At 43.7% G+C, this 24,824-nt stretch carries 20 protein-coding genes and 1 riboswitch; of the genes, 10 read left to right on the forward strand and 10 right to left on the reverse strand.

Annotated elements, in window-relative coordinates; all coding sequences use genetic code 11:
• The first annotated feature begins 101 nt into the window (after positions 1-101).
• The 3 genes from F6K63_RS19315 (at position 102) to F6K63_RS19320 (ending at position 2,086) form a co-directional block, all read left to right on the forward strand.
• Positions 102-650, forward strand: coding sequence for a glycosyl hydrolase family 28-related protein (locus F6K63_RS19315; RefSeq protein WP_287312926.1), 549 nt, complete (start codon positions 102-104; stop codon positions 648-650).
• Positions 651-664: 14 nt separating this feature from the next.
• Positions 665-787: a WecB/TagA/CpsF family glycosyltransferase gene (locus F6K63_RS37910; RefSeq protein ID WP_502708328.1), complete on the forward strand. Its 123-nt coding sequence runs from the start codon at positions 665-667 to the stop codon at positions 785-787.
• Positions 788-991: 204 nt separating this feature from the next.
• Positions 992-2,086 (forward strand): calcium/sodium antiporter, encoded by a 1,095-nt coding sequence (locus tag F6K63_RS19320; RefSeq protein ID WP_287312927.1) that lies wholly within the window; start codon positions 992-994, stop codon positions 2,084-2,086.
• Between the two features lie 59 nt (positions 2,087-2,145).
• Here the strand turns inward: F6K63_RS19320 and mtnB are convergent, their stop codons facing one another.
• The 4 genes from mtnB to F6K63_RS19340 form a co-directional block, all read right to left on the reverse strand.
• Positions 2,146-2,829 (reverse strand): methylthioribulose 1-phosphate dehydratase, encoded by a 684-nt coding sequence (mtnB, locus tag F6K63_RS19325; RefSeq protein ID WP_071102238.1) that lies wholly within the window; start codon positions 2,827-2,829, stop codon positions 2,146-2,148.
• Positions 2,822-3,478: an HAD-IB family phosphatase gene (locus F6K63_RS19330; RefSeq protein ID WP_071102237.1), complete on the reverse strand. Its 657-nt coding sequence runs from the start codon at positions 3,476-3,478 to the stop codon at positions 2,822-2,824. Before F6K63_RS19330 ends, mtnB begins: the two co-directional genes overlap by 8 nt.
• A 223-nt stretch (positions 3,479-3,701) precedes the next feature.
• Positions 3,702-4,784: a RuBisCO large subunit C-terminal-like domain-containing protein gene (locus tag F6K63_RS19335; protein ID WP_287312928.1), complete on the reverse strand. Its 1,083-nt coding sequence runs from the start codon at positions 4,782-4,784 to the stop codon at positions 3,702-3,704.
• Positions 4,785-4,812: 28 nt separating this feature from the next.
• Positions 4,813-5,367, reverse strand: a complete 555-nt coding sequence (locus tag F6K63_RS19340; RefSeq protein WP_071102235.1) for a 1,2-dihydroxy-3-keto-5-methylthiopentene dioxygenase — start codon at positions 5,365-5,367, stop codon at positions 4,813-4,815.
• 244 nt (positions 5,368-5,611) lie between these two features.
• Between F6K63_RS19340 and ftsH3 the strand changes: the two genes are divergently transcribed.
• From ftsH3 to F6K63_RS19370, 6 genes are all read left to right on the forward strand, one after another.
• Complete coding sequence (ftsH3, locus tag F6K63_RS19345; RefSeq protein ID WP_071102234.1) at positions 5,612-7,453, forward strand: ATP-dependent zinc metalloprotease FtsH3; 1,842 nt, start codon at positions 5,612-5,614, stop codon at positions 7,451-7,453.
• A 297-nt stretch (positions 7,454-7,750) separates the two neighbouring features.
• A riboswitch (TPP riboswitch) is annotated at positions 7,751-7,847 on the forward strand.
• Positions 7,848-7,853: 6 nt separating this feature from the next.
• Positions 7,854-9,227, forward strand: coding sequence for a phosphomethylpyrimidine synthase ThiC (gene thiC, locus F6K63_RS19350; RefSeq protein ID WP_287312929.1), 1,374 nt, complete (start codon positions 7,854-7,856; stop codon positions 9,225-9,227).
• Positions 9,228-9,725: 498 nt separating this feature from the next.
• Entirely contained in the window at positions 9,726-10,442 is a 717-nt protein-coding gene (locus F6K63_RS19355; RefSeq protein ID WP_287312930.1) for an iron-containing redox enzyme family protein, read from the forward strand.
• Positions 10,443-10,663: 221 nt separating this feature from the next.
• Positions 10,664-11,479 carry a serine O-acetyltransferase gene (cysE, locus tag F6K63_RS19360; RefSeq protein ID WP_287294999.1) on the forward strand — a complete coding sequence of 272 codons (816 nt, stop codon included), beginning with the start codon at positions 10,664-10,666 and terminating at the stop codon, positions 11,477-11,479.
• A 236-nt stretch (positions 11,480-11,715) separates the two neighbouring features.
• Complete coding sequence (locus F6K63_RS19365) at positions 11,716-13,266, forward strand: L-lactate permease (RefSeq protein ID WP_287266766.1); 1,551 nt, start codon at positions 11,716-11,718, stop codon at positions 13,264-13,266.
• A gap of 216 nt (positions 13,267-13,482) precedes the next feature.
• Positions 13,483-13,854, forward strand: coding sequence for a TFIIB-type zinc ribbon-containing protein (locus tag F6K63_RS19370; RefSeq protein ID WP_044492624.1), 372 nt, complete (start codon positions 13,483-13,485; stop codon positions 13,852-13,854).
• A gap of 377 nt (positions 13,855-14,231) precedes the next feature.
• Here the strand turns inward: F6K63_RS19370 and F6K63_RS19375 are convergent, their stop codons facing one another.
• From F6K63_RS19375 to F6K63_RS19395, 5 genes are all read right to left on the reverse strand, one after another.
• A complete protein-coding gene (locus F6K63_RS19375) occupies positions 14,232-14,390 on the reverse strand; it encodes a hypothetical protein (RefSeq protein ID WP_287253902.1) in 159 nt (52 codons plus the stop codon).
• Positions 14,391-14,417: 27 nt separating this feature from the next.
• Positions 14,418-14,606 carry a response regulator gene (locus F6K63_RS19380; RefSeq protein WP_008182279.1) on the reverse strand — a complete coding sequence of 63 codons (189 nt, stop codon included), beginning with the start codon at positions 14,604-14,606 and terminating at the stop codon, positions 14,418-14,420.
• A 693-nt stretch (positions 14,607-15,299) separates the two neighbouring features.
• Positions 15,300-15,779 (reverse strand): MEKHLA domain-containing protein, encoded by a 480-nt coding sequence (locus F6K63_RS19385; protein ID WP_008182281.1) that lies wholly within the window; start codon positions 15,777-15,779, stop codon positions 15,300-15,302.
• A gap of 87 nt (positions 15,780-15,866) precedes the next feature.
• Entirely contained in the window at positions 15,867-19,952 is a 4,086-nt protein-coding gene (locus tag F6K63_RS19390; protein ID WP_287312931.1) for a CHAT domain-containing protein, read from the reverse strand.
• Positions 19,953-20,066: 114 nt separating this feature from the next.
• Positions 20,067-20,369 (reverse strand): transposase, encoded by a 303-nt coding sequence (locus F6K63_RS19395; protein WP_287312938.1) that lies wholly within the window; start codon positions 20,367-20,369, stop codon positions 20,067-20,069.
• Between the two features lie 533 nt (positions 20,370-20,902).
• Here F6K63_RS19395 and F6K63_RS19400 point away from each other — a divergent pair.
• Entirely contained in the window at positions 20,903-22,114 is a 1,212-nt protein-coding gene (locus tag F6K63_RS19400) for an RNA-guided endonuclease InsQ/TnpB family protein (RefSeq protein WP_287312932.1), read from the forward strand.
• On the opposite strand, the gene uvrB is transcribed toward F6K63_RS19400, so the two are convergent.
• Positions 22,047-24,116, reverse strand: coding sequence for an excinuclease ABC subunit UvrB (gene uvrB / locus F6K63_RS19405; RefSeq protein WP_287294646.1), 2,070 nt, complete (start codon positions 24,114-24,116; stop codon positions 22,047-22,049). The genes F6K63_RS19400 and uvrB overlap by 68 nt on opposite strands.
• Between the last annotated feature and the right edge of the window lie 708 nt (positions 24,117-24,824).

The following is a 24,824-nucleotide window of genomic DNA, read 5'->3' on the forward strand; positions in this document are numbered from 1 at the left end:
CTTAGATCTGTTGCCAGATTGGCTTGAATTAAATTTAACAAAAATTAATTAATTAAAGATGAAAAATTGTGATTTATTTGACAGAAAGTGGTAAGGTAAAAATGCTAAAAACACGATTAACTAAGAACCGGTACCGCTGGATGATCAGTAAAGGTTTGGCAGTACTGCTCCAAAAAGCGTTGTTTTTTATACATCTACCGCGTAAATACCAATCCCAAAGACTTAAAAATCTAGTAGGAATTCCTCCCCACCTAGCCACGCTCATGCTCTTCTCCCTAAACCTGTGCAGCCTACTATTGGTGATCGGCTTACCTGCTAGCTTTTCCAGCTTGGTCAGTTCTTCAGTAGCAGCGAATCCCCTCTATCCTTTGGATGCGAACATGGTGAATGTGCGGGATTACGGTGTCAAAGGTGATGGTATGACTGATGACACAGCCGCCATTCGCCTAGCAGTTCAGGATAATCTCACGAAACATCGCACCCTGTTGTTTCCAACAGGAAGCTATTTGGTCAGTGATTCAATGGAGTCGAAGAATCAGAAGGGTGTGTTTGGGGCATTTCTGACTTGGCAAGGTGAAGGCACTGAGAAAAGTATGAGCAAGCTTCAGGAGAAAGCCAAAGGTTTTGGTAATCCTGAGCAGCCCACCTAGTAGAGTTGAAATGTTTGTATAGGCTAGTTCAAGAGCCAAGTAGACTCTCGAACCGCTACTACAGTACCATCCCGCCTTTTATCTATCTGTCTTTAAAGCAACTGTTTTTAGAGAGTTTGTTGATAAAAATAATATGAAACAGTTAGCCAATAAATTATTAGGTTAATAACTAAAACTAAACCTAGGTAAACACAGAAAAAAATACCCTTGATATGTGTTATCGTTGAGGTGTTTGCGGTTTAAATAAACCCTAGGTAATTATCAGGGCTAAGTCGAGGTTATAGCAAATTTAATGCTTGATGAAGTAAACTCGTCCTCAATGACTTACTCACACACAGTCAATGAACATAATCACTCTCATTTTATTTATTGCTGGCTTTGTACTTTTGGTTTTTGGGGCCGAAATCTTGGTGAAGGGCGCATCACAGTTGGCGTTGGTAGCAGGTGTCTCCCCCTTAGTGATCGGGCTGACTATAGTCGCTTACTGCACCAGTGCCCCAGAATTAGCCGTAGCATTGCAGTCGAGTTATGACGGACAAGCGGATATTGCCCTTGGTAACATAGTTGGCAGCAACATTGCCAATATTTTGCTAATCTTAGGCATATCTGCAACTATGTTACCCTTGGTTGTATCCCGGCAGTTGGTACGATTAGATGTACCTTTGATGATTGGCATATCATTCCTACTCTTGTTTATGAGCTTGGATGGCCAACTGGGTAGAGTTGATGGCAGCATCCTGTTGGCTGGCGCGATCGCATATACTTTATTCACCATTATTCAGAGTCGCAAGGAAAATCAGGAAATCCGAGACCAGGATACCCCTCAAACCAAATATCGCCAGTCTCGTACTAGCCTTAAAAAGATAGTTACTCAGTTAGGGCTGATTGTTTTCGGCTTAGGAATGTTAGTACTAGGTTCCCGCTGGCTGATTAATGGGGCTATTGCTCTAGCCAAGATGTTTGGCTGGAGCGAGTTGATTATTGGCTTAACCATTATCGCTGTTGGCACCTCTCTTCCAGAAATTGCCACCTCCATTATTGCCAGTATCCGTGGTGAGCGAGATCTTGCTGTAGGTAACGCTATTGGCAGCAATATTTTTAATATCCTGTTGGTGCTGGGGATGTGTAGCTTGATTGTGCCTGATGGTGTACAGGTGTCAACTCCCGCCCTAAACTTCGACATTCCAGTAATGATTGCAGTAGCGGTGGCTTGTCTGCCAATTTTCTTTACTGGCTATCAAATTTCCCGGTGGGAGGGATTTCTCTTTTTAAGCTATTACGGTGCCTATACCTTGTATTTATTCCTCAACGCCACACAACACCAAGCTTTATCACAGTTTAGTACTATCATGATGACATTTGTTGTACCTCTAACCATAGTTACCCTAGTGATTTTGGTGATGGGCAGTATACGGACTACAATCAAGTCTGGTTAAATAATTGCCTTAAATAACTGCTGAATTGTTCCGATTGAGCAATTCAGCAATTGTATTTGTTAATTCTTGATTGAGGTAGTGCTAAGCTCAATTTGTCGAGCAGCTACCATGTATCTAAAAATATAATCGGCTAACTCCAAGTAGATCTGGGCACGTTCGGTGGAAGACGCCCAAACTGTTATACCGTGGTTCCGAATTAATAGGACATTGATTGATGGCGGTGCAGCCTGAAAGCGATCGCATATCTCTCTACTAATGCGAGACACATCTAGATGGTTGACGAATACTGGTACCGTGACTTGGGGGTTCTCCTCCCGTACTCCAAATCCCTTAAGCATTTCTAGCGGTGGCAAAAGCACGGTATCGTCTTTAGTGAAGCCAGAAACTAAATTCGCCTCAATGCTGTGAATATGATAACAGGCTTTAGCATCTGGGAATAAAGAGTAGATACTTTGATGAATGCTTGTTTCAGCTGAAGGACGAGATTCAGGTAATGGTTTTTCTACCACCCTGCCATCAGTGGCTATGCGAATAAAGTCTTTGCTGCCTAGCTGCCCTTTATGGCATCCACTAGCAGTAATCCAGAAGCTGCCATCGGGCTGTTTAGCAGAGAGGTTACCCGCTGTGCCCACCATCCAACCTAATTGATAGAAGTGACTGGCAGCAGTAATTAAGGTTGGTCTTGGATCAATTGCTGATAGTAATTGCTGGTCATTTCCGATTGAGGAGCCAAGATTAAGCATTCTTCCACCGCTGGGATAGCTGTTGTTGTACATCAAAAAAATCATCCCACGGAATGTAGGGCTTTTGGCGCTCCTCCAGGTATTTGCTGAGGCGATCCCGGGCGAATACTACCGGGGCTTTCAGGCTCATATTCAAGTCCGTTACCGAATCCCCAATGGCGATCTGCTCTTGAGCCGGGTGTTGTGCCATCACCCGCACTTTAGACACAAGTTCTGTATCTCCTTCAAACTCAGAGGTTACCTTGAGAAAATCCCCGGTCGTTTCCACATCAACAGCATAAATAGCTGCTACCCGCTCAAGTAAGGGTTTTTTCCCCGTGCTTCCCTGACTCAGAACCGTTTCCACCATGCAGCGCAAACCACCGGAAACGACAATAAAAGGCACATTCTGAGTTTCAAGAAAGTCTAACAATTGCTCTAAACCAGGCCGAATAGGTTTGGATTGGGCATAGGCAATAATGTCAGGATAGCTGGCTGAAGGAATTGACTCTAGCATCTGGCGCACACCTTCCCTTAGAGTCAGCTTCATAGTGTACAGCTCGGGCATAATTTGGGCAGACAACTCGGGAGCAAATTGTTTGAGCATGCCCACAAAGGTTTCAACGGCGGTAATAGTACCGTCGAAGTCGCAGAATACAACTCTATTCACAGTAGTATTTAGTCTAAGAGTGCTCACTCCTGAGTAAGAACTGTGGCTGTTGATGATATGTTCATGAAATAGTATTACTATAGGCATTACTATAGTAGTTCTCAAAAAGGTGAGGTACTTACGCCCTTGGGATGGCGCGGGAGTAGGGAGTAGGGGTAAGAAACTGAACTGTATCTCATACTTATGATCAACCCTATCTTTTCATGACCCCATCACCCTATCATCAATTTAGAGCTTCAAAAAATGCTTTAACGCCAGCAGCAGGACCATTGGGATGATCCATAATGCCAGTGCCAGCATTAAGAATGACCTGTTGTCCGTAATCTGCTACAACCTTAGGGACAATCCCAGCATGAATGCCAGCGGAGGGAACAGGAAATACATTACGCGATCGCAAACTATCTCGAATTCGCTTTTCCTCCTCTGGGTCAAAGGGTAAACTACCATAATGGGCAGGATATAGCACCGCATCTGCCCCACCATGAGCCATCAGGGTTCCCAACACCACTGAGTAAGCCATCCCGTGGTTTGGGGCTCCACACAGGGCTCCTGCTAAGGCGGGATGGGCAAAAATCGGCACATTAATCTCTGGATCAGCAGCTAGGGCTTCTAGGACAGAGAAACCGTAGGTCAAGACATTCAGCAGCAGGGCATTTGCCCCTTCCTTTACCAACGTATGAGCTTTATCAAGCAATTTGTCAGCCGAACCAGTTACATTAATGGCATAGAGTACAGTGCGCCCAGTTTGCTGTTTGATTTCATCAAGTACCTTACGGCAGACTTCTAGACGTTTCAGGGTTGGTGCTATCTCCAAATCCCCCAGAATCTCATCATCTTTAATAATGTCAAGTCCAGCTCCGGCAACCTCTTGCAAAATCGCCCCATGGTCTTCCGCTGAGAGTCCCAAGGCTGGCTTAAAAATTGCCATAATCAGGGGACGATCAACTACTCCTAGTCTTTCCCGAATCCCAGTAATTCCGAATTTGGGATGCCTACCGTAGTGTTCTGGCAAGCGCACTGCCATGACTTTAGCTGGTCCTGCCATGGAGTATTTACCAAAAATCATGGTTAGTAGAGTAGGGATATCGTTTTCCACATTAGCTTCGGGAAAACGGATGGTAGCCAAACCAGAACCATCAGGGTTAATGACACCTTGAACAACAGTACCAAGATGGGAGCGAAACACATTTTCGAGATGGGCAAAACGAGCATTCCAGGTGCCTGCGGTTTGCCCAACAGCAATCACTTTCGCTTGTTTTTCCACATCAACACCGTGAGGAAAGCGGTAGTCAACTTCAATGGACATATTTTCTGAGTTATGAACTGGGATATTATCAAACAGCTACTACCGGCTTCATCCGAATTTCCGTACCCGTGTATTCCGGAACCCAGCCTTCAGTAGTGATAAAGTAGCGCACAGCTTTAACTCGTCGTGATGGGGTCAGATAAAACCAATGTTCAGTATTCGCTGGCACATTAATGTACTCCTCGGGCTGCACAGTCAACTCCATTTGGCTGCCATCAGGACGTACAAACCCAAAAACCCCTTCTCCAGCAATTATGTAGCGCACTTCATCATCAGTATGGTAGTGACAATCCTTAAATTTGGAAAGGAGGGCATCAAGATTAGGTATGTCTGGGTACAGTACGATTAAGTCACGGGATTGATAGCCAGCGGTTTCCTTAAGTTGTTCAAAGTAGCTATCTAAAGCTTCCAGTACTGTTTCCTTTTCAATATCACTAAGGGTGTCTTGCTCTAGAAGGGTATGAATTTCTGGGTTGTCCCCTACAGACCAGTGATTTAGCTGAACCTTCAGAGGTGCTAATTCTCCGGCAATATCACTTAGCTCGGTATAAGTTGTACCATCTTCAAGTCGCAAAACCGCCATCATGTACCTCCTGTTGGCTTTTTGGTATCCAAAGTCATCAATTATAATATTAAGCATTGGTTTAGGTCAACCCACACCAGCCATCCAAACACTATTCTTAGGTATCAAAAGGGATAAAACGCTTCCAGAAAGGCTGTTTTAGGATAAAGTCCACCCAGTTTTCCTCAGAAAGGTTAACATAAATTAATATAAGAAGCTAAATTCTATATTTGCCACATCCTCGAATCTATGGAGGTAACAACGAGTGAATAAAAAGTGGAGAAACGCAGGGCTGTATGCACTCCTAGCCATAGTGGTGATCGCCCTTGGTACAGCATTTTTGGACAAACCGTCCCCAAGTCGAGATACGTGGCGGTACGACCAGCTGATTAGCCAAGTCGAGAGCGGCAAGGTGGAAACGGTTAGAATTAGCGCTGACCGCAGTAAAGCGATCGCGATCGCTCAAGATGGTCGTCAGGTAGAGGTCAATCTCCCCAATGACCCACAACTAATCAACCTTTTGAATAATAACGGTGTAGATATTTCAGTTCTACCCCAGAATGATGAAGGCTTCTGGTTCAAGACCTTAAGCAGCTTCTTCTTCCCGATTCTGCTCTTGGTGGGATTGTTTCTATTACTGCGGCGTGCCCAGAATGGCCCAGGTTCTCAAGCCATGAACTTTGGCAAGTCCAAAGCTAGAGTTCAAATGGAACCCCAAACTCAGGTAACCTTTGGGGATGTGGCGGGCATTGAGCAAGCTAAGCTAGAGCTTAACGAAGTAGTAGACTTCCTCAAAAATGCTGACCGCTTCACTGCTATTGGGGCTAAAATTCCCAAGGGAGTCCTACTCGTCGGACCTCCAGGAACCGGTAAAACTCTCTTAGCTCGTGCAGTAGCTGGGGAAGCAGGTGTTCCCTTTTTCTCCATCTCTGGTTCTGAGTTCGTCGAGATGTTCGTAGGGGTTGGTGCTTCTCGGGTGCGGGACCTATTTGAGCAAGCCAAGAACAATGCTCCGTGTATTGTATTCATTGATGAAATCGATGCTGTGGGGCGTCAGCGGGGTGCCGGTTTAGGCGGTGGTAATGATGAACGGGAGCAAACCCTAAACCAGTTGCTGACTGAAATGGATGGGTTTGAAGGCAATACCGGTATTATTATTATTGCTGCTACCAACCGCCCAGATGTTCTTGATGCTGCCCTACTACGCCCTGGTCGTTTTGATCGACAAGTAGTAGTAGACCGTCCTGATTATGCCGGACGTTTGGAAATTCTCAACGTTCATGCTCGTGGTAAAACCCTTGCCAAAGATGTGGATCTCGAAAAGATTGCCCGTCGGACCCCTGGTTTCACCGGAGCAGATTTATCCAACTTGCTCAATGAAGCAGCAATTTTGGCAGCCCGTCGCAACTTAACCGAAATCTCGATGGATGAGGTGAATGATGCCATTGACCGGGTGCTTGCAGGGCCAGAGAAGAAAGACCGGGTGATGAGCGAGAAACGCAAAACCCTGGTAGCGTTCCACGAAGCAGGTCACGCCCTTGTTGGTGCTTTAATGCCCGATTATGACCCAGTGCAGAAAATTAGCATTATTCCTCGGGGTCGTGCTGGTGGTTTGACTTGGTTCACCCCTAGCGAAGACCGGATGGATTCAGGCATGTTTTCCCGTTCTTACCTGCAAAATCAGATGGCAGTGGCCTTAGGTGGTCGGATTGCTGAAGAAATTATCTTCGGTGAAGAAGAAGTGACCACAGGTGCTTCCAATGACTTGCAACAGGTGACTCGGGTGGCACGGCAGATGGTGATGCGCTATGGTATGAGCGATCGCCTTGGCCCAGTTGCCCTAGGACGGCAGAATGGCAGTATGTTCCTAGGTCGGGATATTGCCTCAGACCGGGATTTCTCAGATGCCACAGCCTCAACCATTGATGAAGAGGTTCGCAAGCTAGTTGATGAAGCCTACGAACGGGCTAAGAATGTAATTCTTGGCAATAAGCATATCCTCGATAAGCTTGCTGAAATGCTGATTGATAAAGAAACCGTAGATGCTGAAGAACTCCAAGAGATTCTAAGCACTAACGATGTCAAGATGGCTGCGATCGCTCTTTAAAACACCGCGATTTGGGCAATCACCTAGGTAAATACAATGGTGAATACAATAGCCTCTAGCTCTTAATCATCCGTAACAGGATACCTTAATAGAACACCGTAACAGGACAGTGTAACTAAGCACTGTCCTGTATTATTTTTAAATTAAATCTTAAAAAACAATAAGGATATAACTATTCCTGTTCAAAATTCCATAAGCTAATCTAAATAATCTCGAATTCCATAGATTCCCCACGTGTGAATCTATGGCAAGGAGCGCGATCCTAAATCCGAAGGATTTTTTTGTAATACTATAGTCAAACCAAGCTAGGGGTGCCTGAGAAACCAGGCTGAGATTACACCCTTAGAACCTGAGTCCGGTTAATACCGGCGGAGGGAAGCTGTGATCGAGGAAATTAAATATGCGAATTGAATGGGTTGCCAAGCGCCGTGGTCAGAGCAATGTGACTCAAATGTACTATGCTCGCCAGGGTCTCCTGACAGAAGAGATGCACTACGTAGCCCAGCGGGAAAACCTTCCCGTTGAGCTGATCAAAGATGAAGTGGCACAGGGGAGAATGATTATCCCCGCCAATATCAACCACACTAACCTAGAGCCAATGTGTATTGGTATCGCCTCCAAATGTAAGGTGAATGCCAATATCGGTGCCTCCCCCAACTCTTCTAATATGGATGAAGAGCTAGAGAAGGTTAACTTGGCCGTGAAGTACGGGGCCGATACCGTTATGGACTTGTCTACAGGCGGTGGCAACTTGGATGAGATTCGTTCTGCCATCATTAATGCCTCACCCGTACCCATTGGCACAGTACCCGTTTACCAAACCTTAGAAAGTGTCCACGGCAAAGTCGAAAACCTTACTGCCGATGACTTTCTCCACATCATTGAAAAGCACGCTCAGCAAGGAGTTGACTATCAAACCATCCACGCTGGCATCTTAATTGAACATCTGCCTTTGGTCAGAAACCGGCTAACCGGCATTGTTTCTCGTGGTGGTGGTATCCTAGCCAAGTGGATGCTTCATCACCACAAGCAAAATCCCCTCTATACCCACTTTGACGACATTATCGAGATTTTCAAGAAATACGATGTCTCCTTCAGCTTAGGGGATTCCCTGCGTCCTGGCTGCACCCATGATGCATCTGATCAAGCCCAGTTAGCAGAATTGAAAACATTGGGGCAGTTGACTCGTCATGCTTGGGAACATGATGTACAGGTCATGGTAGAAGGACCTGGTCATGTGCCGATGGATCAAATTGAGTTCAATGTCAAAAAGCAGATGGAAGAGTGTTCAGAAGCACCTTTCTATGTCCTAGGACCACTAGTGACAGACATTGCTCCTGGATATGACCATATCACCTCTGCCATTGGGGCAGCTTTAGCTGGCTGGTACGGTACCGCCATGCTGTGCTATGTAACCCCGAAAGAACATTTGGGACTGCCCGATGCTGAAGATGTCCGCAATGGATTAATTGCCTACAAGATTGCTGCTCATGCGGCGGATATTGCCAGGCATCGTCAAGGAGCACGGGACCGGGATGATCAACTCTCCATTGCTCGCTACAACTTCGACTGGAACCGCCAGTTTGAACTTTCCCTTGACCCCGAACGAGCTCGGGAATACCATGATGAAACCCTGCCAGCAGATATCTATAAGACAGCAGAGTTTTGTTCCATGTGTGGACCAAAGTTCTGTCCCATGCAAACTAAAGTTGATGCTGATGCCTTGACTGAACTAGAGAAGTTCTTAGCGAAAGAACCTGCCCATCAAAGTTAATTCAATCAACAATAAGCTAAACTTTTTAAAAACCCGGTTTCTTAGCAGAAGCCGGTTTTTTTTACACTCCCACGGTTATATGCACGTGGGATTTTTACTGGCACTTAGCGATTAGAGCGCTACGGGCTGGAAATCGGGAATCGGGAATCGGGAATCGGGAATCGGCAATAGGAAATACGCAATAGGGAATAGGGAATAGTAAATAGGGAATAGGCCATAGGGAATAGGCAATATAAAAGCCAAGTTACACAGCTTTTAGCAATTATCAGATCACCATTATTTGTAAATAAAATAGCGCGTATTTATACCTATAAAAAAAAACTATATGTAGCATTTTTTAAGCTATTTTATAGAAATTTGATAATTATAACTCATCTCATAAAATTAGATGCTTCACAGCTGATTAACCAGTTAATTTAAGATAAAACTCAGGAAATTTTCAGATTAGCGACTGATGGTAGTTATAGAGCTAAGATAAAACACACAAAGGATAAAAAAATGACAACTCGTGACGAATTTTGGACTATAGCAGATCATTCTCGACTGGAAGCTGAATATCTAGCTGATGAGAAACTGCAATATTTACAACATGCCCCACTGGACGCTTTACAGCAGATATGTATCCAGTACCGTCATTTTACGAAAGAGTTTCCTGATAATTTGGCGATTCTAATTTCAAAAGCTCCTTATGGAAAATTTAAAAGCTTAACCGCTGAGATACTAGCAGAAGAGTTAGGTGAAGGAGATCATGAGAATAATCATCTCCAACTATGGGATAACTATCTGTTAAGCATTGGTATAAATCAAGATTTATTTGATGACTCTCTTAGCGAAGAAAATAAAATTTTGCTTGATGAGATCAAGCAACTAACTTTAAGCAAGCCTACCACCTATGTTATTGGATTATGTGGCATGGGTGGAGAGTGTCTTTGTCAAGTTTATCTCTCTACTATGTACAAATATCTTGTCAAAAACCCATATATCAAAGAAAACAAACACACCATTGATTGGGATTTTTGGAACTTTCATGTTGGCGAAGCTGATATTATCCATCGTCAAAAGGTCAGAGATGCCATTAATGAGATAGTTGATGCGGATCCATCTACCGTAGATCATTTAACAGCTGGCTATCAGAAAGCCAAACATAATTGGGATACATTTTGGACGAATAACTACAAATTAGCCATGACTAAGCAGATGGCAGCTGTAAATTGAGTGAATAATTGAGTGAAATAGAAGTAAGTAGAGTCCATCAATCAAATCACTCTACTACTTCAAAATACCCAATAATAACAAATTGGCTCGATAGTTTATTATAGCAGTTGGCAATTTAATCAGGTACACCTTAAAACCCTGAACGACACACAGGACAAGGAAAAGCAAAAAAGCCGATGCCTGATAGCTCACTGCTAACTGCTATATTAGCTTGACTCAAAATGAAACAAAAATCAGAAATGAAGCATTCTCTTGAAGCTTTGAAGAAACATGGCCAAACCACAGCTTCATCTACTTTAGGCTTGTGGGATTCTATTCGAGCAGATTTTGAGGCTGTGTTTGAGAAAGATCCTGCTGCTTCCTCTTGGCTTGAGGTGTTAACGTGCTATCCAGGCTTACAGGCAGTGACGGTTCATCGCCTTGCCCATATCTTATATCGCCACCGTTTATTTTGGCTGTCTCGCTTCATATCCTACATTGTCCGTTGGCTAACAGGAATTGATATTCATCCAGGTGCTACCCTTGGTCGGGGCATATTTATTGATCACGGTACAGGTGTAGTAATTGGGCAAACCGCCATCGTTGGAGATGGAACCTTAATTTATCAAGGTGTTACTTTAGGTGGCACTGGCAAACAACTAGGTAAACGTCATCCGACTGTGGGAAAAAATGTAATCGTCGGAGCGGGAGCAAAAATTCTTGGGGACATTGAAATTGGTAACAATAGCCGTATTGGAGCAGGCTCAGTAGTTTTACGGTCTGTTCCTAATGACTGCACTGTTGTTGGGATTCCGGGACGAATAGTTAGGCAATTCGCCCAGCCGATTAGTCCACTTGCTCACAGTAACATCCCTGATCCAGTAGCTAATGTGGTTGATAAACTTATCCAAAGGATAGATGAGTTGGAAATCAAACTAAAGCAATTACAGCAGTTTAGAGAAATGGAGTTCACCGAAAAGCTGTTGTGTCAAGATCAAGCTATCAACTTATCTCACAATACTAATTTAAATAGTCGTCAGCTAGCAAAAGTAGATTAACTGTAAGCATTCAGCCGTCAGCTATCAGCTAATGCGCTGCGCGCACGCTACTTGAGGTGCTAGCAGGCGCTTTAACTCCACAGGGTCGGATCAGTACGAGCAGGGATTTTCAACCAGCCGTACCAGCACCCCCCAGCTTTTTTACTACCTCCCGTTGATTAGCATGATAGCTGACGGCTGACGGCTGATAGCTGAATGCTTACGATTAACTTTTGTTAATACAGGAGACAAATGTCTTGGAAATCATAATTGCTACTATGCCCTTGTGGGTAGCCATAGTAATGCTAGTGGTATTGCAGCGACCAAGCCAACAGGCAGGAATTGCTACTTTGATAGCTGCTATCGGATCAACACTACTATTTCCTGTTTTTCGTTTGTTTCCTGGGCAATTACTACTTGCTTTGGTGAAGGGACTTGCGACATCACTATCAGTATTCTATGTCCTATTTCCCAGTTTGCTACTTTACTATCTGCTCAAGTCTGTAGATGGTATGAGCCTTTTAGGACGGGGTATTGCTCGTTTAGTTCCTGAGCGAGACTTGCAGGTGTTGCTGCTAGTGATTGGGTTCGCTCCTTTTGCCGAGTCAGTTAGTGGATTTGGAGTTGGTACCATTTTAGTTATTCCACTGTTTCTCGCATTAGGTTATAGTTCTGCTCAGTCAGCTATACTGGGTATTTTGGGTCAAATGGCTGTACCTTGGGGAGGGCTAGCCATAGGTACACTTCTTGGAGCAGAAATAACTAATCTAGATCCTAGTATTCTAGGTTCGACTACTGCTCTTTTGACTGCTCCTCTGCCCGTAGTTTACGGACTGGTGGCACTAGCAGTGAGTGGCGGAAAGAAATCCGTGCAACGCCGATGGCCAGAAGCGATCGCTGCGGGAGTGGTTCTTACCATAGGAGTTTGGGGGTTCAGTTGGATTCCTGGGGTTGAACTGGCCGGTGTACTTGGGAGCACAGTGGTGATGTCATTCTTAGTGGTGTGGGCAAACCGAAAACTATTTCATAAACTATTTCATAAGGCAAAACGAAAAAGAACAGTAAATCTAGTCAACAGTGCCCGTAATAGTTCCGAAAAAACGGCTCATGATTCGGCTGAGCATGGTATTACTAAAGTATCCCTCGGGCAGGTAATAGCTCCCTACGGGATTCTGACAGCAATTCTGCTGATTTCTCGCTTAGTTGTTCCTCTAAAAATTTGGCTGAAGAGTCATTTTGTGATATCAATAGCTGCCATCAATCTAAATCTACCCCTGCTTTACAACCCAGGCTTTTATTTACTTTTGACAGCTTTGGCTACAGTCACAATTTTGGGAACAGTCGTACACAAACTGCGAGTGATAACAATACAAGCTTGGCAACAATTTATCCCTGGAGCCATAGCACTCGCCTGTTTTCTAGCAGCTTCTCAAGTTATGCAAGCCAGTGGCATGATAGCTAGTCTAGGCATGGCCGCAGCAACACTTGGTGACAAGTATATATGGGTTGCACCTTGGTTAGCTGCTCTAGGAGGCTGGATTACTGGTTCAAATACTGCGAGTAATGCCCTACTTTCCCAATTACAACAAGAGGTAAGCATTCAGTCTGGCTTACCACTACAGTGGCTGATGGGAGCTCAGAATGGAGCTAGCGCCCACGCCACGATGATTTCACCTGCTCGTGCTATTATTGCTGCCACTGCTGTTGGGTGGTCTGGAGCTGAAGTCTTCTTGCTCCGGCAGATGGGACTAGTAGTTCTAGGAGCAGTGGCAGTTATTATGTCACTTCTGGTTTTGGCTGTACCATAAAATCTCTATTTTTAGATAGAGTAAGTATCAAATAAATAACTGAACATAAATTATGTTAAATTTATGTTCTCTTGGTTAATAAACTTAAAGTTGCTCAAACCCTTTCTGTTCCAAGATACCCGATCCCTGCTCCGAAGTTCCCTGCTCTGAACAGTCAACTTGAATTATGTCTGGCTACCGAGTATGATATGTAAATCCTAGAGATGGTTGAGCGAAATGACCCAGCTGAAATGCCCTAAATGTCAAGGAACCTTAGAAGCAGTTGTGTATTCAACGATTCCTGTAGACCGCTGCACCAGTTGTCAAGGGATCTGGTTTGATTCCATGGAAGCTCAAATGTTGAAGGAGATAAAAGGTTCCGAGATTATAGATACAGGTGACCCGAAAACAGGGAGTAACTTTAATAAAATTAGAGATATCAATTGCCCGAAATGCCAGACAAAACTGACCAAAATGGTTGATATAAAACAGACTCATATTCGGTATGAAAAATGCCCGGTATGCTATGGTCTCTGGTTTGATGCTGGTGAATTTAAGGATTATAAGGAAGAGGTAATAGCAGACTTTTTTAAGGATATCTTTAGCTAATTAATAGGCTAATTAATAGGCTAATTAATAGGCTAAGTAGCAATTTTTAATGTCAATTAATTTGCTGCCACTGGGAAAACCTATGGGAAAAGGTAGTAGCTTGACCAGGATGCTAATTTCCCTGATCAAGCAGGTTCAAAATACTCAAGTCGGAAATGATCAGGTCTATTCGGCTGGTTTAGGTAAAGTGATGATAAATTCACTATATGCTCCCACTTCAGTTTCCAGCTTCAAGGTTCCTCCCTGACTGCCTGACACATCTGTGTGAAAACCAAACAGATCAGGTTCTACACTTTAAAGACCGAATACGGGAAAACCAAATCTGGTCGTAGTAATCATCCTCAGCTTTATGGCATGCAAAGCACGGTTGCGAATTCTTAGGTAACAACGGTACTGGCCCGACTGAGTTGCCTACCTTTATTGACTACTCCTTTGAGCCAGCGCAGACCAATTTTGAGATAGCTTAGACCTCGAAACCAATGGGGATCTACCTGCCTCCTTCTGCCTTGAAGTTGAACAGCCGAAGACGCAATCACTACTTTTGAGTGCAATTGGGGGGATTGTCATAACTGTCGGATCATCTCAAAGCCATCCATCTGTGGCATCAACAAGTCAGTGATAATCAGGTCTGGTGAAAATGCTGTGGCTTCGTCTAAAGCCTCTTGACCACTGCTAGCTTCGATCAGTTCAAATCCCAGGGGAGCCAGCAGATTGACAATCACCCAGCGATTTTCCTGTTTATCATCCACCACCAGAATGCAATACCAAGTAGGGTTCTAGTGCCAGATTCGATTGACTCAGTGATGGGATAGCCTGGAGCTGTAATCATTATGGGTTAGAATCATTGAACAACATGGACTTCTGTGAGGCCAGTTACATATAGAGTTCCCGGCTAGTCCGACCCAAATAACGGCTTTGTACTTGTAGGGGGATGATTTATGGAGATCGGTAAGAGACGGGAAGTGGGGGAAGATACTGCAAGAAGGGGAAGTAAGCGGTGAGGTATCTAATCTGAATTAGCACGTAAGCATTCAGCTATCAGCTATCAGCTATTAGCTTGCATAGGTAAGCCTTCGTTTAATCTCTGTTAGGTCAGCTGTTCGGGTAGCGTGGCCACAAGCCAAGGGCTTTTACCCAGACTTTCAATTATCATTAATCTCGAATTATTAAATTCTCCCGTTTGTGCATTGCGCATAGGCGCACGCTACGCGAACGGCGCACGCTATGGGAACGAGGTTTGTTTTAAGCTGACAGCTGACAGCTGACAGCTGACGGCTGTCAGCTTACATTAGCACTAGGAATTAGCACTATTAATGCTACAAATGATTTCTTTGATTGAATCCCTAAGGGGGCAGGGGTGCTCAAGAGCAAGGGAGAGGACTTTGAAGTTTTTCCCCCTTACTCAAAAATAGATAAAAAATAGACAATTTAAGTGGCCAACATCGTCAATTAATCCGTATCCACTGGGAAAATGTAGCCCCTTGACCACAATAGTTATTTTCCTCATCAATGAGATTCCAGACGATAAAATCTGAAATCTGGAACCGTTTACCAGTGCTAGAAATGCGGACACCTTGATAGTTGCTAATATAGCCCTGGGTTGTGACTTGGTTAAGCAAGCGTAAGCGCTCCTCCCTTTCCATTGGCTCAGCTGAATATCTCGAAGGCATCTGAGTCAATTGGTTCCAATCCATTTCCCACAATTCTAAACCTTTCCGATTGCCATAGTTTAGAATGGGGTCTGATTCAGTGTTGTGAGAGTAGACGACAAAGGGAGCTTCAAATAGTGCCTGTGCAATTTCCATAGGTGAGCCACTGGTATCGATTAGAGAACGCCCTGTCCAATGATGAAAGCTATGGATTAGACGTTGGCTCTGGCGAATTACGGCGTCTTGTTGCCAAGGAAATTGGAGCTCAGTGTTCATCGGTTTATTATTCTGTACAGATTTATCACCCTTAGGGAACTATAGTAATCCAAAACTCTGTGATTCTGAACTCCTGCAACTCCTTGATTACTCGGCTTCCCCAATCAGAGTAAAAGCCGCCCATTCCACTGGATTTGGGTACTGTTTAAGAGTCGTAAGCATGGCTTGACGTAGAGCAACTGCTTTGTCAGGTGTTTGTTGTAGCTGGCGATAGAATTCAATCATCAGGTCAGCTGTGGAGTCATCAGGTACTTTCCAGAGGGAAACAACCACACTGGGTACACCAGCAGCCACTAAAGAACGGGATAATCCAATCACGCCATCACTGGTAACTCGACCTCTACCAGTGTTGCAAGCGCTTAAAACTACTAACTCAGCACTAAGCTTGAGGTCGAGTATTTCACTAGCACTGAGAAAACCTTTATCTGTTTTAGTCGGAGCAAGGGCGATCGCTCCTGGTAAACCTAATCCCTGGAAGTCATTCAGTAAGCCGTGAGTAGCTAGATGTATGATCTTTGCCTTTGACATTTGCTCAACAACTGATTTCTTGGTGGCTTGATTGCCAATCAGGGCTTGAGTATTGAACATCTCAGCGATCGCTAGCGCTTCTGTTTCTGTTCCAGGAAGAGGGGGCAAACCTTGAGGCATCGTGGGATTACCAATTACTAGCATCTCTTCTCCAGAAACTAGTTGCCGTTGCTGGTTAGTTAAATCCAGCACCTGAATCGAGGGAGCAGTGAGCATAGTATGTTTTTCGATCAGGTATTGACCAGAAGCGTCTTGTAGTGCTGGGAAAGGTACTAGAAACAAGGATTCGTGGGGAATAAAGGTTACACGAGCTTCGGGATTTGTAGGTAAGAGTTCGGCAATTGGTTCAATGAGCAGTTGATGCAGTTGTTTTAATTGTTCAGTTTGACCAGCTCTCTCTGTTTTAGTCAATCTTTCTCTGGGAACTAAATCAACTAGGGATGGGCTTCTTCTGAAAAAAATTGATTTACGAGTGATAACAACCAATTCTTTCAGAGATGTATCTAGATTAGTTAAATCAACCTGACGAAAAGCGATTTTACCTCTAGGGTTAATTACCCAAATGTAAAGCTCTTTGTCTTCAAGTTGGCGCACACCTTCGGCTTCGACGACTTCTTTGATAAGAGAGTATAAAACTATTGTCGAGTTTTGTTCTTCAGTAATTTTTTTTATTTGTTTGATATTCGGAGGGGCAATCGGTTTATTAGTTTTGAGGTTTGATTCAGACTCTGATAAACCTCTCGCTAATAGTTCAACAAAGGCTCTTGCTCGTCCTCTTTCAGTAATTTCTAGGGCTTGATTGAATTGTTTTCGATCTACTAAATACTCTTGTAAAGCGCTATAAGTTGTTTGATGAGTTTCAAAAATGGATACTCTCTCAAGGTCATTGCTGCCTAAGTTTGACCGCAAAGACTCCCAAATTTCAATGGCAGCAAATAGAGCCTCATTTGCTTCTTTAGGATTTCCGGCTTTGTAGAGAGCATCACCTAAGTTGCTTAAAGCTCGTCCCTTGGCGTGGCGATCACCTAGTTGCTTGGCAATTTTTAAACTCTGGCGTTGGTAGTTTACTGCTTGGTTGTAGTCTTCTAGAGCATAGTAAATTATTCCCAAATTTTCTAGGGCTACTAACTGTCCATAGTTATCTTGCAATTTTTGTGCGATCGCTAAACTCTGCTGAGAGTATTCAATTGCTTGGTTATAGTCGGTCAGGGTATAGTACACCAAGCTCAAATTAGATAATGCTCTTGCCTTTCCAGGTAGGTGATCGGATGTTTTAGCGATCGCTAAACTTTTTTCTTTGTATTCAAGTGCTTTGGTATATTCCTTCTTAGCGTAGTAAGCTAATCCGATATTGCTTACTATATTCCTTTCCATCTCAGACTCATCGGTTGAGTTTACTAGTTCTAGACCCTGTTTATAGTATTCAATAGCTTTGTCATAGTTTCCTATTGCACCATAAGCTGCTCCTAAACCACTTAAAGCTTGCGGTTTTCTTCTTAAGTTTGGGTCTGATTGGGCAAGAGTAAAATGCTGTTTATGATAGTCTAGAGCTTTGCCATAATCTCCCAAAATATAGTAAGTTACTCCGAGGTTATGTAGAGCTTTTGATTCTCGCAAGTTATCACCAATTTTTCGTGCAAATTCTAAATTTTTATGATAGCATTCAGCAGCTTTAGTGTAATCTTTTGCACCAACTTGTCTAGAAAATCCTTGAGGATTTATGAGCAATTGTTCTTCTGCCAGACACTCTGTAATTTCCAGTACCAGGATTGTCAGTCGTTCTAGTCCAATTGCTTGAGTCTTGTTTAACCTCTTGCTCTGATTGACCGCCAAATCTGATCGATTAACCTGGCTTGGCAAGGCAGAGTTTTGATTGTCTGACCTTCCTGATGGTGTTGTTGGGGAAGGATTTGAAGGATTTACAGGATTTACAGGTCCAAGAATTTCTCTTCTTGGAGATTCAGGTGGTAGTAGTGCTTGATTCTCTAACTGTGGTTGTGGTGGTAGGGAAGAATTTGAAAGATTTACAGGATTTACAGGTCCAAGAATTACTGTTGTTGGAGGTTGTGGTGGTCGTAGTGGTGGAAAATCTGACTGTAGTTGTGGTGGTAGCGGTGGTAATGGCTTTGGGTCGATGACTGAAGGAGGTTCAATCATGGGTGGATCTAGATCTAAAAAAGGTGGAGGTTCAGGTGCTGGTGAGACTTGAGATTCTGAACTTTGTATAGTATAATTCTGGTTTCTGAAATCTAGAATGGAAATAATAGTAGAAGTAGCAGTAACATTTCCTTTACTGATGTCACTACCAGCAACAAGAGTAACGTTGCCACTGTCACCATTACCACTAGCAGCATTTATATCACCAGCATTAATAGTTCCCTCGGTAGCGAATAATTGAACCTCTCCTCCTTTACCTTTCACAGAGGAAGAATCAACTACGCCAGCACTAGTATCAATACTTCCTCTATCGCTAACGGCAGTAATATCACCACCATCACCATTATTACTGGAAGCCTTGAGACTCCCGGTAGTGATATTACCTTCTGCTTTCAGGTCAATATTTCCACTATCACCACTTACCGCCGTTGAATCCAGTGTGCCGCTACTAGTATCAATCTCTCCTTCCCTACTATTGAGGAAAATTCTTCCACCATCCGAAGTAATTGATGCTGTCCGAATATTACCTTCTGCTTCAATAACTACTTGCTTACCAGCACTGATATCCTGCACTACCACATCGCCATCTTCCACCTGGATACCAGAACCTATCAGTTGTACTGTACCCTCACGATTTACCTCAATTCCTGTAGCATCACCGCCGCCAACTGTCAGCAGTTCGGGTAGGGAAAGGGGAGTGAAGGGAACAGTGGCAGAGGGGGAAACTTCTAAACTGAGAATATTACCTGGCTGGGAAATACGGAGTAAATTTTCTCCAGGCACAGCCTCAATAGTAACTTGACCACCAGATGCAGTCAGAGTGCCATTACTGATCACAGTGCCACCTACTAAGGTTAAATTCTGCCCCTCTTTAACTGCTAAATCAGCTAAATTGATGATCCCACCTGGTTGGGAGACAGCAAAATCAAAAGTATTGGGCTTGCCTACCAAAGAAGCATAGTCATTGCTACCAATAGCGTTAAACCAGCCGCCATCAAAACCAATACCAGTAGCGGTGGTGGCGGTAAAAGAAGCAGGTAGATCGATGCTGGCACCAGGACCAAAGACAATCCCGGCGGGGTTGATCAGGAATAAATTTGAATTACCCCCTGTAACCTGGATTAAGCCATTAATGACAGAAGCATCACCACCAGTGACTCGCCCTAGGATATTTTGGATATTAGGATTAGAGAGAAAGATGGCAATCTGACCTTCACTCAGACCAAATTTCTGGAAGCTGTGAAACAGATTCGCACCATCTCCCGACAGCTTACCGCCATCAATGTTGAATTGGTTACCCTCAGGGTTGACAACAGTACCAGTACCATCGTTGGCTTCAACTATCGGTTGCGCCTGCACAGGGGTTGGCAACGGGGAACAGGTCAAATAGGTTGAAGAACAAACAAGCACGAAAAACTTACTTGCTGCCCATCTTCCCTTACCAATGATCTGGCTCAACAGGTTAAGACAGCTCAATGTTAGTCTCATAAGTTATAGAATTCATAGGGAATCTGGGTCGAATACACCCTTTTGAACAAAGTAGACCTAGATTGAACAGGGGGCGACTAGAGCCGATTTGGTATCAAAGCTCTAAGTTCTAGCTCACGGTAGTAGCAATAGTAGATGTATCTCACTTTTATGTATGGAAATATAGCGATCGCCAGTAGTGTTACGACACAGCATCTTTGAGAATAGACTCGATTTTGAGAATAGACTCGATAGCCTGTGGCGAGCAAGGGCAGTGATATCAGCCCTGGCGAATGAGGACTTTTGAGCCCAGCCGAACACTTCGGGGGTTCGGTTTTGGTCGGGAGCATCAGGGGGCAGGTACCACAGCGGACAGCCAGCAGCCTCAATCAAGTTGACCATGGGTCCGGGATGATGGCAGGTGGCGTGATCGAGAATTAGATCATGTCCGGATAATTACCCTGAATAAAAATCTGCCCCATTTCCCCATCTCCCCATCAATCTTCTTGATTATAGCTATTCAAGCGGACTTGACCTTACCACCTGTCCTGGTTTAAGCACCGGAATTAAGGCAGTTTCTCGCCAGGTTTCAAACACCACACGGTGACAAGTCCTTCCACAGTCAAGGCTGCTATCAGGTGTTGTTGGCACTAAGCAGCAATCAGATTGACGCGCCCCGCTCTGCTTCCGTCACTTTAGTGCTTCAAACTGCTGGCCTTGCTCACACCAGCTGTAGCCGTAATCATCCTGTTTGTCCATCCCCAATTTATGCACTTACACTAGTTGGGACTCTCGAATATACTCTACTGCTTCATTTACGAGGGAGCCAAAGCCCTTCATCCCCGGTATAAATACGCGGGGATGAAGGGCAGTAGCGGCTAAAGCCGCCGTGAAAAAAATATTCTGAGAATGTTCCGGAATTTTATTCTAGATGTTGTAGAATAAAGTAAAGCGGGAGAGGTCGATAACCGATGATCATTCTGGAATTCAAAGCCAAAGGAAAAAAGTGTCAATACTCAGCCATAGATGAAGCCATTCGGACTGTAAAATTTATCCGAAATAGCTGCATCCGTTTATGGATGGACAATAAGGGTACAAACAAATTCGATCTCAGCAAGTACAGTAAAGTGTTGGCTCATCAATTCCCATTTGCTAATGAGTTAAACTCAACAGCTCGCCAGACTGCCTCAGAAAGAGCATGGTCATCGATCACTCGTTTTTATGAAAATTGCAAGAAAAAGGTACCTGGCAAAAAGGGGTTTCCCAGATTCCAAAAGCATTGCAGATCGGTCGAATACAAACAATCAGGATGGAAGTTGTCCCCTGATAAAAAGTCAATCGTGTTCACTGACAAGAAGGGAATAGGGAAGCTTAAGCTTAAGGGTACATGGGACTTGTGGCGTTTCGACAAGAAGCAAATTAAGCGAGTCCGGATAGTCAAGCGAGCCGATGGCTATTATGTCCAGTTTTGCGTTTCCGTTGATTGTAAGGAGTCTTTAAAACCTACTGGCAATACTGTCGGTTTAGATGTGGGGCTAAAAGATTTCTACACCGACTCTAATGGCCACACAGAATCTAATCCCAGATTTTACAGAACAGGGGAAAAACGGCTTAAGTTTTATCAACGCCGAGTTTCCCGAAAAAAGAAAGGCTCAGCTAACCGCAGAAAAGCGATTAATAGACTAGGTAGGGCACACCTCAAGATAAGTAGGCAGCGTGAAGAACATGCCAAGAGACTGGCACGTTGCGTAATCCAATCTAACGATCTGGTCGCCTACGAAGACTTAAGGGTAAAAAATCTGGTTAAAAATCACTGTCTAGCCAAGTCTATTAATGATGCAGGTTGGTATCAGTTTAGAAGATGGTTGGAGCACTTTGGGCAAAAGTTTAGCAGGGCAACTGTTGCAGTAAACCCTGCCTATACCAGCCAAAATTGTTCTCAATGCGGCGAGATAGTCAAGAAGTCTCTATCAACCAGGACTCATACCTGTAAGTGTGGTTGTCAGTTAGACCGCGACCACAACGCTGCAATCAACATTCTTGAGAGAGCCTTGGGTACGGTGGGGCACACCGGAACCTGGATTTTAAATCCGAACTCTTCCGGAGATCTGTCCTCTACTCTTCTTGGTTCCGGCCAGGTTGAGCAAGACGGGTCGTTGAGCGAAGAATCCCCGCGTCTTTAGACCGGGGAGTGTCAACTAGCAGTTTATCCCGCAGCTGTTTAATGCGATCGCGTAACTTTGCTGCCGTTTCAAATTCCAACGTCTTTGCTGCTTCCTTCATCTGTTCTTCTAACTGATTAATCAACTCTGGAATCTTCTCTAAAGGTACATCATCCACCTGTTCAAACACCGATTCAAACTGTTGAGCATTCAACCGTCGGGAGACATCCAAAAATGTCAAAATTGGATTGTTTGCGGTTTTGCGAATAGGCTGTGGTATAATGTTATTTTTGATATTATATTCACTTTGAATCTTACGACGGCGATTAGTCTCATCAATCGCTTTTCTCATGCTTTTTGTAAGGGTATCAGCATACATAATGGCTTGCCCTCGGACATGACGTGCTGCTCTGCCTATAGTTTGAATAAGCGATCGCTCTGCCCTGAGGAACCCTTCCTTATCCGCATCCAAAATTGCTACCAGAGAGACTTCCGGCAAATCCAACCCTTCTCGCAACAAGTTAACCCCAACCAAGACATCAAATTCACCCTGGCGCAACCCCTGCAAGATTTCAATCCGTTCAATAGAGTTAATATCCGAGTGTAAGTAACTGATCCGAATATCCCGTTCTTGCAGATACTCTGTCAAATCCTCAGCCATGCGCTTGGTTAAGGTTGTTACCAGTACCCTTTCCTGACAATCCACCCGGTGCTTAATCTCAGCCAACAAATCATCTACTTGACCTACTGTAGGACGGACAAAGATTTCTGGGTCAAGCACTCCGGTAGGACGAATGATCTGTTCTACGACTAGCCCTTGAGATTGTTCGATCTCCCAATCCCCAGGAGTAGCAGAGACAAAAATACAATGATTCACCTTTGCCCAGAATTCCTCTGCCTTCAGGGGTCGATTATCTGCTGCACTGGGTAAGCGAAAGCCATGGTCAATCAACACTTGCTTTCGAGCGCGATCGCCATTGTACATTCCCCGAATTTGCGGCACCGTAACATGGGATTCATCCACTACCAAAAGCCAATCTTCGGGAAAATAATCAATCAAACACTCTGGTGGTTCCCCAAGCTTGCGTCCAGCCAAGTGACGAGAATAGTTTTCCACACCATTGCAGTAACCAATTTCGAGCAACATTTCCAAATCATAGCGGGTACGCTGTTCCAACCGTTGGGCTTCTAACAAGTTCCCCGCTTGCTCCAATTGAGCCAAACGTTCCTCAAGTTCTGCCTTAATAGCATTACAAGCTTCTTCCAACCGTTCATCCGGAGTAACAAAGTGACGAGCAGGGTAAATATTTACTCCCTCTACACTTTGGAAAATTCCACCCGTCACTGGGTCAACGTAGTGAATAGCATCAATTTCATCTCCGAAGAATTCTACCCGAATAATTCGGTCTTCATAAGCCGGGCCAATTTCTAACACATCCCCCTTCACCCGGAACCGTCCGCGTCCCAATTCTAAATCATTCCGGGAATACTGTACTGAGACTAAATCCCGTAAGAGTTGGCGTTGGTCAACTTCGGTATTTACCCGCAGAGGAATCGAGGCTTTTAAGTATTCTGAGGGGATACCCAAGCCATAGATACAGCTAATGGAAGCCACCACTATGACATCCCGCCGTTCAAAAAGCGATCGCGTAGCTGAGTGCCTCAGCATATCAATTTCATCATTAATTGACGCGGTTTTCTCGATGTAGGTGTCAGTGACCGGGATATAAGCTTCCGGCTGGTAGTAATCATAGTAGGAAATGAAATACTCCACCGCGTTATGGGGAAAAAACCCCCGCAATTCGTTACATAACTGCGCAGCCAAGGTTTTGTTGTGGGCAAGTAATAGGGTAGGTTTGCCAACTTTTTCAATTACCGATGCCACGGAGAAAGTCTTACCTGTCCCCGTAGCACCCAGTAGAGTTTGGATACGGTTGCCAGCCTTGAGGTAAGTGGTGAGTTGGGAAATAGCTTGGGGTTGGTCCCCTGTTGGTTGAAAAGGGGCTTCGAGGTTAAATAGCATCTTAGACGCTTCTGGCACAGCTAAAAAAAAATCCGTAAAAATACTATCTATAATTTCATCATAATTTTTGTACATTTATAGGTACTGATGGATAGATTATTACCCAAATTCAATAGATAGTTTTAATACTTGCCCAAAATTCGGAGGGGAGGATGAGAACTATCTGGTTAAATGCTAATTGCTTAAATCATAATTATCACGTATAAAAACTATACGTTATCGGTAATTAAAAACGGTTAATTACCAAAATTATTCCTATCAATATTTATCATTTGCTATCGACATTTTATTTCATGTTAGAGCATTTTAATAGTTTAGTTAACTAAGCTTTTTTTGTACTACATCGTTTTTCATAACTATGAGGCACACAGTTTTTTTGTTCTGTTCCTTATTCCTTATTCCTTATTCCCTATTCCCTATTCTATACAAATTAGGAATTTGTACCTAATTTAATTTAAAAAAGCTGTAATAATTAATTGATTATTAAATTGAGAATTATATCATTAAAACTATGAAACAATAATCATATATATCTAATATTAACAACTAACCCAAAAATAAATAATTGTTAATTTTGGTAATTATTAATCGGTAATTTCGAGGGAGATAAGTATTATCGATTATACCTGACAACGCCCCAATTAATCGAAAATTATATGTATTCCAAAAAAAGCCACTATAAACTCTTTACAAATTGATTGTTTTAAT

It is taken from the genome of Moorena sp. SIO1G6, from assembly GCF_010672795.1.
Classification (GTDB): Bacteria; Cyanobacteriota; Cyanobacteriia; order Cyanobacteriales; family Coleofasciculaceae; genus Moorena; species Moorena producens.

Coding starts and splice junctions, on each gene's coding strand:
- F6K63_RS19335 (WP_287312928.1), bottom strand. CDS start 4,784: ATGTCCATTGAAGTTGACTACCGCTTTCCTCACGGTGTTGATGTGGAA.
- F6K63_RS19355 (WP_287312930.1), top strand. CDS start 9,726: ATGACAACTCGTGACGAATTTTGGACTATAGCAGATCATTCTCGACTG.
- F6K63_RS19320 (WP_287312927.1), top strand. CDS start 992: ATGAACATAATCACTCTCATTTTATTTATTGCTGGCTTTGTACTTTTG.
- F6K63_RS19400 (WP_287312932.1), top strand. CDS start 20,903: ATGATCATTCTGGAATTCAAAGCCAAAGGAAAAAAGTGTCAATACTCA.
- F6K63_RS19390 (WP_287312931.1), bottom strand. CDS start 19,952: ATGAGACTAACATTGAGCTGTCTTAACCTGTTGAGCCAGATCATTGGT.
- cysE (WP_287294999.1), top strand. CDS start 10,664: ATGAAACAAAAATCAGAAATGAAGCATTCTCTTGAAGCTTTGAAGAAA.
- thiC (WP_287312929.1), top strand. CDS start 7,854: ATGCGAATTGAATGGGTTGCCAAGCGCCGTGGTCAGAGCAATGTGACT.
- F6K63_RS19340 (WP_071102235.1), bottom strand. CDS start 5,367: ATGGCGGTTTTGCGACTTGAAGATGGTACAACTTATACCGAGCTAAGT.
- uvrB (WP_287294646.1), bottom strand. CDS start 24,116: ATGCTATTTAACCTCGAAGCCCCTTTTCAACCAACAGGGGACCAACCC.
- F6K63_RS19370 (WP_044492624.1), top strand. CDS start 13,483: ATGACCCAGCTGAAATGCCCTAAATGTCAAGGAACCTTAGAAGCAGTT.
- F6K63_RS19315 (WP_287312926.1), top strand. CDS start 102: ATGCTAAAAACACGATTAACTAAGAACCGGTACCGCTGGATGATCAGT.
- mtnB (WP_071102238.1), bottom strand. CDS start 2,829: ATGCTTAATCTTGGCTCCTCAATCGGAAATGACCAGCAATTACTATCA.
- F6K63_RS19385 (WP_008182281.1), bottom strand. CDS start 15,779: ATGAACACTGAGCTCCAATTTCCTTGGCAACAAGACGCCGTAATTCGC.